8 protein-coding genes and 1 pseudogene are annotated in these 8727 nt (G+C 72.5%); 6 read left to right on the top strand and 3 right to left on the bottom strand.

Translation table 11 applies throughout. The features are described 5' to 3' along the window. A pseudogene (locus ACFWVE_RS34050) lies at nucleotides 1-361 on the bottom strand (DNA helicase RecD); the annotation flags it as partial. Then, a complete protein-coding gene (locus tag ACFWVE_RS34045) occupies nucleotides 358-1344 on the bottom strand; it encodes an aldo/keto reductase (RefSeq protein WP_384022830.1) in 987 nt (328 codons plus the stop codon). The pseudogene ACFWVE_RS34050 and the gene ACFWVE_RS34045, both read right to left, overlap by 4 nt. Nucleotides 1345-1525: 181 nt before the next feature. On the opposite strand from ACFWVE_RS34045, the gene ACFWVE_RS34040 reads away from it, so the two are divergent. Further along, a complete protein-coding gene (locus ACFWVE_RS34040) occupies nucleotides 1526-2581 on the top strand; it encodes an LLM class F420-dependent oxidoreductase (RefSeq protein ID WP_384022827.1) in 1056 nt (351 codons plus the stop codon). A 318-nt stretch (nucleotides 2582-2899) separates the two neighbouring features. Then, the gene (locus ACFWVE_RS34035; RefSeq protein WP_384022833.1) at nucleotides 2900-3688 is read left to right on the top strand and encodes a ferritin-like domain-containing protein; all 789 of its coding nucleotides are present in this window, start codon (nucleotides 2900-2902) and stop codon (nucleotides 3686-3688) included. 70 nt (nucleotides 3689-3758) lie between these two features. Here the strand turns inward: ACFWVE_RS34035 and corA are convergent, their stop codons facing one another. Further along, nucleotides 3759-4754, bottom strand: coding sequence for a magnesium/cobalt transporter CorA (corA, locus tag ACFWVE_RS34030; protein WP_384022824.1), 996 nt, complete (start codon nucleotides 4752-4754; stop codon nucleotides 3759-3761). Nucleotides 4755-4867: 113 nt separating this feature from the next. Here corA and ACFWVE_RS34025 point away from each other — a divergent pair, with 113 nt between their 5' ends. The 4 genes from ACFWVE_RS34025 (at nucleotide 4868) to mshC (ending at nucleotide 8569) form a co-directional block, all read left to right on the top strand. Further along, nucleotides 4868-5554 (top strand): histidine phosphatase family protein, encoded by a 687-nt coding sequence (locus ACFWVE_RS34025; protein WP_384022821.1) that lies wholly within the window; start codon nucleotides 4868-4870, stop codon nucleotides 5552-5554. A gap of 78 nt (nucleotides 5555-5632) precedes the next feature. Beyond that, nucleotides 5633-6223, top strand: a complete 591-nt coding sequence (locus ACFWVE_RS34020; protein ID WP_384022818.1) for a DUF3090 domain-containing protein — start codon at nucleotides 5633-5635, stop codon at nucleotides 6221-6223. Then, a complete protein-coding gene (locus ACFWVE_RS34015) occupies nucleotides 6220-7041 on the top strand; it encodes an SCO1664 family protein (protein WP_384022815.1) in 822 nt (273 codons plus the stop codon). The genes ACFWVE_RS34020 and ACFWVE_RS34015 overlap by 4 nt, the downstream gene beginning before the upstream one ends. Before the next feature lie 298 nt (nucleotides 7042-7339). Then, nucleotides 7340-8569, top strand: coding sequence for a cysteine--1-D-myo-inosityl 2-amino-2-deoxy-alpha-D-glucopyranoside ligase (gene mshC, locus ACFWVE_RS34010; RefSeq protein ID WP_384022812.1), 1230 nt, complete (start codon nucleotides 7340-7342; stop codon nucleotides 8567-8569). Nucleotides 8570-8727: the final 158 nt, after the last annotated feature.

Raw genomic sequence — 8727 nt, 5'->3', positions numbered from 1 at the left:
GCACCGGTTCGGGAGCGGGCCCCCGCGGTGCGGGCCGGGGCTCCTCGGCCTCCGGCTTCTCGCCGCTCTCCACGGCCCGTACGGCGGCGAGCAGATCGGCCGCCGTGCCACTCAGCTTGCCGCCGGCCTCGATCGGCCCCTGTCGCTCCGCCTTCCGCCGCTCGATCCGCTCCCGCTCGGCCCGCTGCGCCAGCAACTCGGCCTCGGCCTCGGACACCTGCGCCCCGGGCACCTGCCCGCCCTCCGCCGCAGCGTTCTCCGACTCCACCGGCGTCCCGGGGGAGGCGTCCGCGGCGTCCGCGGCCTCGCCCGGCGTCCCCGGCTCGGCGTCCTCCGTGGTCTCGGGCGGCTCCGTGCTCACAGCGTGCTCCAGTCGTGATCGGGATAGCGGTGCACGGGCGCCGACACATCGTCGAGCGCCCGGCAGATCTCGTCAGGAAGACTAAGCGCCTCCACCGACAACGCCGCCGTGAGCTGCTGTGCGTTGCGCGCGCCGACGACGGGGGCGGTCACGCCCGGCCGGTCCCGCACCCACGCGAGAGCCACCTGGAGCGCGGTCACGGCGAGCCCGTCCGCCGCCGTCGTCACCGCGTCCACGATCCTGCTCGCCGTGTCGTCCAGATACGGCTCCACGAACGGCGCCAGATGCGCGGAGGCGCCCCGCGAGTCCGGCGGCACGGCGGCGCCCCGGTACTTGCCGGTGAGCACGCCCCGCCCGAGCGGCGACGAGGGAATCATCCCGATCCCGGTGTCGAGGGCGGCCGGCAGCACCTCCCGCTCCACGCCCCGCTGGAGCAGCGAGTACTCCATCTGGGTACTTGCGAGCCGGGCCCGCGAGCCGGGCGCGGCGAGCTGCCAGGTCGCCGCCCTGGCCAGCTGCCAGCCGCAGAAGTTGGACACGCCGGCATAGCGGGCCCGCCCGCTGGCGACGGCGATGTCGAGGGCCTGGAGCGTCTCCTCGAGCGGGGTGGCGGGATCGTAGGAGTGGATGTGCCACACGTCGACGTGGTCGGTGCCCAGGCGCGCGAGCGAGGCGTCCAGCGCGGAGAGCAGATGACCGCGCGAGCCGTCGACCCTGCGTGCCGGGTCCGGCACGCTCCCGGCCTTCGTCGAGATGACGAGGTCACGGCGCGGCACCAGCCCGTCCATGAGCTGCCCGAGCAGATACTCGGCCTCCCCGTCGCCGTACACGTCGGCGGTGTCGACGAGATTCCCGCCCGCCTCCCAGAAGGTCTTCAAGAGGTCCGCGGCGTCGTGCTCGTCGGTGTCCCGGCCCCAGGTCAGGGTCCCGAGGCCGATCCGGGACACGCGCAGGCCGGTACGGCCGAGATGCCTCTGCTCCATGAACGCCGAGATTACTGGCCGGACCTTGTGGTGTGGGTACCCGTGGACAACGGATTTCCCAGGCACCGGGCCGCCCCGGCCCCGTCCGGACGCAGGCCGCGGCCGCCGCCTGCCCCGCCAGGCCCCCGCGGTATAAGGTCTCCGCACAAGCGACGTTACTGATCGGTAAGGGGAGACGGCCATGCAGCTCGGGATCAACCTCGGCTACTGGGGTGCCGGAATGGACGCGGACAACCTCGCCGTGGCGCAGGAGGCCGACCGCCTCGGGTACGCGGTCTGCTGGGCCGCCGAGGCCTACGGCTCCGACGCCGCCACCGTGCTCACCTGGGTCGCCGCCCAGACCGAACGCATCGACGTGGGTTCGGCCATCTTCCAGATCCCGGCCCGTCAGCCCGCGATGACGGCGATGACGGCCGCCACCCTCGACTCCCTCTCCGGCGGCCGGTTCCGCCTCGGCCTCGGCGTCTCCGGCCCGCAGGTCTCCGAGGGCTGGTACGGCGTCAAGTTCGACAAGCCGCTCGCCCGGACCCGCGAGTACGTCGAGATCATCCGCAAGGCCATGACGCGTGAGCGCCTCACCCATGACGGCGAGCACTGGACGCTGCCCCTCCCCGGCGGGCCCGGCAAGCCCATCAAGCTCACCGTGCACCCGCAGCGCGAGCACATCCCCCTCTACATCGCCGCGATCGGCCCGAAGAACCTCGAGCAGACCGGCGAGATCGCCGACGGCGCCCTGCTGATCTTCCCCTCCGCCGACCACCTCGAGGACACCGCCGTCACGTACCTGAGGGCGGGCCGCGAGAAGGCCGGCAAGACCCTCGAGGGCTTCGACATCTGCCCCACCCTGCCCCTCGCCGTCGGCGACGACAAGGACGTCACCGCCCTCGCCGACACCTTCCGTCCCTACACCGCGCTGTACGTCGGCGGCATGGGCAGCCGCAAGCAGAACTTCTACAACCAGCTCGCCGGGCGCATGGGCTACGAGCGGGAGGCCGCCGAGATCCAGGACAAGTACCTGTCCGGCGACAAGCAGGGTGCCGCCGCGGCCGTACCGCACGACCTGATCGACTCCACGACGCTCCTCGGTTCCGTGGACCGCGTCGCGGACCGGATGAAGGCCTACGCGGCGGCCGGGGTCACCACCCTCACCCTCGCCCCGGCGGGCTTCACCCTCGACGAGCGCCTCGCGTCGCTGCGCGCCGGCACCGAGGCCCTGGAGCGCGCCGGCCTCGCGTAGTACCGCGCCGGCAGGCGGCGAAGGTTCCACGGCCGTGGTGGGGGCTCGGGGGTCTTCCCCGCCACGGCCGTCACCCACAACAACGCCCGGCGGCCCTCGCGGTTACGCCCCGGCGTCCCCTCGGCCGTCCTCTGTTCGGCGCAGTTGCCGGCCGCCCCTGTTGCCGTGCGCCCCTCCTCGCATTTGACTCCTTCTTTGCGGACCACTTCGGACCACTTCGGACCACCGCGGGTACCGCGGAGCGCCGCAGCGGCGGCCGATGACCGCGGAACCGCGGGACCGCGGAACGTGCGGAATCCTTGTGGAGAGGGGCCCATGATGCTTTCGGCCAGAAGCCTGTTCCAGGAGATCCTCGACGACGACGAGTCCTTCGCGCTGTTCTGCTCCATCGCCGCCAGCGGCGAGTCCCAGGGCGGCTGGGAGAACGCCCGGATCGCCGCGCTGGTCCCCGAGTCCCAGCGTGCGCTCGCCCCCAAGATCACCCGGCACGGCGCAGACGAGGACAAGCACGGCCGCATCTTCAACGCCCTGATGAAGAAGCGCGGTGTGCAGCCCGTCCCCGTCCCGCCCGAGACCGACTACACGATGCTCCTCGAGCGCGGCGGCATCGGCCTGGCGCACGACAAGCTCAGGCACGGGGAGCCGCTCGCCGTCGAGGACATCGTCACCTACCTCGCCCACAGCCGGGTCACCGAACAGCGTGCCTGCGAGCAGATGGAACTGCTCCGCAAGCACTTCTGCGACCACCCCGAACTCGGCCGCGCGGTCAGGATGATCTCCGAGGACGAGGACAACCACCTCGCCTACTGCCACGAGGAACTGCTGCGCTTCGCCTACGCGGGACACGGCCGCGCCATCCAGCGCACCCTGCGCGCGAGCGCGCTCGCCGAGATCCGCGTCTACCGGGACGTCAGCCTCGCCGTGATGGACCGGATGGGCCGCATCCTCGGCTGGTCCCGGGCCAGGGCGACGCTCCTGGCGGCCGGCATCCACGCGGTGTACGTCTACGAGCGCCTGGGCGGCTGGCGCCGCATGGTCTCGCTCAGGATGCCGGACCGCCGCAACGCCCTGGGCGGCCCGGCGGGCACGGCACCCGGGGTCGCCTGAGCCGCCGACGGAGCCGATGCCTTACGTGGCCGCGCCGCCGGCCGCGTCCGGCATCCGGCCCGCCCTCCCGCTACAACCAGCCACGCCGCTTGAACAACCGGTACAACAGCACCTCCAGCACGGCCATCACCACGATCACCGCCGGATAGGACCCCTCCCACCGCAGTTCCGGCATGTGCTCGAAGTTCATGCCGTAGATCCCCGCCAGCATCGTGGGGACCGCGGCCATCGCCGCCCACGCGGAGATCTTCCGCATGTCGTCGTTCTGCCGGACGCTCACCTGGGCCAGATGCGCCGAGAGGATGTCCGACACCAGCCGGTCCAGGCTCTCCACGGATTCGTTCACGCGCGTGAGGTGATCGTGCACGTCACGGAAGAAGGGCCGCGCCTTCTTGGACACGAAGGGCACCGCCGCACCGAACGCGCCCGCCCCCGACAGCCGTGCGATCGGCTGTGTCAGCGGCCCGGTCGCCCGGCGGAACTCCAGGATCTGCCGCTTGAACGTGTAGATCCGGGACGCGGTGTGCCGCGCACCGGCACCGTCCGGGCTGAAGACCTCCGCCTCCAGCTCCTCGAGGTCGGTCTGCAGCTCGGTCGCCACGTCGAGATAGTGGTCGACGGCCGCGTCGGCGATCGCGTACACCACCGACGTCGGCCCCTTCCCCAGCAGCTCCGGCGCGTGCTCCAGACGGCTCCGTACGGCGTCCAGCGGGGAGCCCTCGCCGTGCCGGACGGTCACCACGAACGCGTCACCCAGGAAGATCATGACCTCGCCGCTGGAGACGGTGTCGCTGTCCGGCTCGTAGGCGACCGGCTTGAGGACCACGAACAGCGAGTCGTCGTACACCTCCAGCTTGGGCCGCTGGTGTGCCTTGAGGGCGTCCTCGACCGCCAGCGGATGCAGCCCGAACTCCTGGGAGACCAGGTCGAACTCGTCCTCCGTCGGTTCGTGCAGCCCGATCCACACGAAGCCGCCCGAGGCCCGCGCCTGCTCCAGCGCGTCGGAGAAGTCGTCGGGCCCCTCCGTCCGGTGCCCCTCCCGGTAGACGGCGCAGTCAACGATCACAGAGCGCACTCTCCCTTCACCGGCCGGCCGGTACATCCGGCACCACCGCACCGGGCAGCGCATCTCGCGACGCGCCCGGCCACGCATCCGCGCGTACGCCTACCCTGGGGCGCATGCCCACATTGCTCCTGGTCCGGCACGGACGGTCGACCGCCAACACCGAGGGACTGCTCGCCGGCTGGACGCCCGGCGTCGCCCTCGACGAACGCGGGGCCGCGCAGGCCGCCGCCCTGCCCGGGCGGCTCGCCGCCCTGCCCCTCTCCGAGGTCGTCGCCAGCCCTCTCCAGCGCTGCCAGGAGACGATCCGGCCGCTCCTGGACACCCGGCCCGGCCTCACCGCCCACACCGACGACCGCATCGGGGAGTGCCATTACGGCGACTGGACGGGCCGCAAGCTCGCCGAGCTGAAGGACGAGCCCCTCATGGAGGTCGTCCAGGCCCATCCGTCGGCCGCCGCCTTCCCCGGCGGGGAATCCATGCGCGCGATGCAGACACGTGCCGCCGAGGCGGTACGCGAGTGGAACGCGCGCGTGGAGCGCGACCACGGCGCCGACGCCGTCTACCTCATGTGTTCGCACGGGGACATCATCAAGTCCCTCGTCGCCGAAGCACTCGGACTTCATCTCGACCTCTTCCAGCGGATTTCCGTCGACCCCTGTTCCATCACCGCGATCCGGTACACACGACTGCGCCCCTATCTCGTCCGGCTCGGCGACACCGGCGACTTCGCCGGCCTGGCGCCCCAGGGCGAGCCGCCCGCCGACGACGCCCCGGTGGGCGGCGGCGCGGGCGCACCGTGATCGTCGGCCGCAGTAGGGTGAAGCCGTCGCGGCAGCGCCGCGGATACAGGTACCCACAACTCTCAATGGAGACAGGACGTGTCCCGTCAGGTGTTCCTCTACGACCAACCGGAACGTTTCGTGGCCGGTACGGTCGGACTGCCAGGGCGCCGTACGTTCTTCCTCCAGGCCTCAGCCGGCTCCCGGGTGACCAGCGTGGCCCTGGAGAAGACCCAGGTCGCCGCACTCGCCGAGCGCATGGACGAACTCCTCGACGAGGTCGTACGCCGTAGCGGGGGCAGCGCCGCCGTGCCCGCCGTGGCACCGGCGGAGATCGCCGACACCGCCCCGCTGGACGCCCCCGTGGAGGAGGAGTTCCGCGTCGGCACCATGGCGCTCGCCTGGGACGGCGAGGAGGAGTGCATGATCGTCGAGGCGCAGGCGCTCGTCGAACTGGACGCCGAATCCGAGGAGGACCTCGCCGAGGCGGAGGAGCGGCTGCTCCAGGACGAGGAGAACGGGCCCCCGATGCTCCGGGTCCGGCTCACCGGTGTCCAGGCCCGTGCGTTCGCCAGGCGCGCCCTCGAGGTCGTCAACGCGGGCCGGCCGCCGTGCCCGCTGTGCAGCCTCCCCCTCGACCCGGAAGGACACGTGTGTCCGCGTCAGAACGGATACCGACGCGGAGCGTGACCACCGACGACTCCGCCGGCCCCATCGATCCCGCCGCCGCGGTGCTGCTGCTCTCCGAGGGGGAGCTGACCGTGCGCGGACGCATCCGTGAGGCGTCGAACGCGGCGCTGTACTGCACCGTGACCCATGAGGGCCGCGAGGCCGCCTGTGTCTACAAGCCCGTCGCGGGGGAGCGGCCCCTGTGGGACTTCCCGGACGGGACGCTCGCCGGGCGCGAGGTCGCGGCGTACCTGGTCTCCGAGGCGACCGGCTGGGGACTGGTGCCGCCCACCGTGCTGCGGGACGGGCCGCACGGCGAGGGCATGTGCCAGCTGTGGATCGAGACCGCCCCGGACGCGGAACTCCTCGCCCTGGTCGACCGGGAGGAACCCGGACCCGGCTGGAAGGCGATCGGGTTCGCCGAGGTGGGCGAGGGACGCACCGCGCTGCTCGTGCACGCCGACGACGCGCGGCTGCGGCGGCTGGCCGTGCTCGACGCGGTGATCAACAACGCAGACCGCAAGGGCGGGCACCTCCTGCCCACCCGGGGCGGCCGGCTCCACGGCATCGACCACGGCGTCACCTTCAACGCCGAGGACAAGCTGCGCACCCTGCTGTGGGGCTGGGCGGGAGAGCCCCTGACCGGGGAGGCGCGCGAGGTCCTCGAGGCCCTCGGGAAGGCCCTCGCCGAGGGCGGCCCGCTGGCCGTCTCACTGGCTGCGCACATCACCCCCGCCGAGATCGACGCCACACGCGCGCGCGTGGCGTCCCTCCTCGCCACCGGTACCCATCCGGAACCCGGCGGCGACTGGCCGGCCATCCCCTGGCCCCCGGTCTGACCCGACCCGCCCCTCCGCCCCAGACCCGCCCCTTCGCTCCGGGCTCGCCGGTCCGCCCCGGGCCGCCCCGGCCCCGGTGGAGTGACCCGGGCCCGTCGGTCCGGCCCGAGTCCGGTGGTTCGGACCCGGGCCGAGCCGGCTTCTGTCCCAGCCGGGTCCAGGCCGAGCCGGGGCGGCCCCGCACACTCTCCGCACGCACGCCACCTGCACCTTCGGCGGTGATGCGCAAGAGTGCCTTCCCGGTCGTCCGGCCTGCTCCGGTTCGTATCCTGGACCATGGTCCGGTTACGCTCATGACATGTATGCCTGGCCCGCTTCCGAGGTCCCCGCCCTGCCCGGACAGGGACGCGACCTGAGGATTCACGACACCGCGACCGGGGGGCCGATCACACTCGACCCCGGCCCCGTAGCCCGTATCTACGTCTGCGGCATCACCCCGTACGACGCCACCCACATCGGACACGCGGCGACGTACAACGCGTTCGACCTCGTGCAGCGCGTGTGGCTCGACACCAAGCGGCAGGTTCACTACGTCCAGAACGTCACCGACGTCGACGACCCGCTGCTGGAACGGGCCGAGCGGGACGGCGTCGAGTGGGCCGCGCTCGCCGAGCAGGAGACCCAGCTCTTCCGCGAGGACATGACGGCCCTGCGGATGCTGCCGCCCCGGCAGTACATAGGTGCCGTGGAGGCGATACCCGGAATCGTCCCGCTCGTCGAACGGTTGCGCGACCTCGGCGCGGCGTACGAACTCGAGGGCGACACCTACTTTTCGGTCGAGGCCGACCCGCACTTCGGGCAGGTCTCGCACCTCGACGCCGCCGCCATGCGGCTGCTGTCCGCCGAACGCGGCGGAGACCCGGACCGTCCGGGCAAGAAGAACCCCCTCGACCCGATGCTCTGGTCGGCCGCCCGCGAGGGCGAGCCCAGCTGGGACGGCGGGTCGCTGGGCCGGGGCCGTCCGGGCTGGCACATCGAGTGCGTGGCCATCGCCCTCGACCACCTGGGCATGGGCTTCGACGTCCAGGGCGGCGGCTCCGACCTGGTCTTCCCGCACCACGAGATGGGCGCCTCGCACGCCCAGGTGCTCACCGGCGAGTTCCCCATGGCGAAGGCGTACGTCCACGCCGGCATGGTCGCCCTGCACGGCGAGAAGATGTCCAAGTCCAAGGGCAACCTGGTCTTCGTGTCCCGGCTGAGGCAGGACGGCGTCGACCCGGCGGCGATCCGGCTGGCGCTGCTCGCCCATCACTACCGCGCCGACTGGGAGTGGACCGACCAGGTCCTCCAGGACGCCGTGATCCGGCTCGGGCACTGGCGGGCCGCCGTCTCCCGCCCCGACGGCCCCTCCGCCGAGGCCCTCGTGGACGAGATCCGCGAAGCCCTGGCCAACGACCTGGACGCTCCGGCGGCACTGACCGCCGTCGACCGCTGGGCCGTGACCCAGGAGCAGCGGGGAGGCACGGACACCGGCGCGCCAGGGATCGTCTCCCGCGCGGTGGACGCCCTGCTCGGGGTGGCGCTGTAGGCCGACAGGACCCGGCCGGCCGGAAACACGGTGGGGTGCCCCGTCCACCGACGGGGCTCCCCACCACCGCACGCGGTGTGCGCGCGGGACTGTGCGGGGGGTCAATCCGAGGGCGTGGTATCCGGCACCCCCCTACCCGGCGTTGTGGGAGGTTGTCG

The organism is Streptomyces sp. NPDC058632, from assembly GCF_042717095.1.
GTDB lineage: Bacteria > Actinomycetota > Actinomycetes > Streptomycetales > Streptomycetaceae > Streptomyces.
Note: the sequence above shows the minus strand (reverse complement) of the source record. Positions and strands in the feature narration are given on the sequence as shown.

Excerpts from the sequence above, each read along its gene's own strand:
- ACFWVE_RS34045 (WP_384022830.1), bottom strand. The coding sequence starts at position 1,344 with ATGGAGCAGAGGCATCTCGGCCGTACCGGCCTGCGCGTGTCCCGGATC.
- ACFWVE_RS34040 (WP_384022827.1), top strand. The coding sequence starts at position 1,526 with ATGCAGCTCGGGATCAACCTCGGCTACTGGGGTGCCGGAATGGACGCG.
- ACFWVE_RS34035 (WP_384022833.1), top strand. The coding sequence starts at position 2,900 with ATGCTTTCGGCCAGAAGCCTGTTCCAGGAGATCCTCGACGACGACGAG.
- ACFWVE_RS34025 (WP_384022821.1), top strand. The coding sequence starts at position 4,868 with ATGCCCACATTGCTCCTGGTCCGGCACGGACGGTCGACCGCCAACACC.
- mshC (WP_384022812.1), top strand. The coding sequence starts at position 7,340 with ATGTATGCCTGGCCCGCTTCCGAGGTCCCCGCCCTGCCCGGACAGGGA.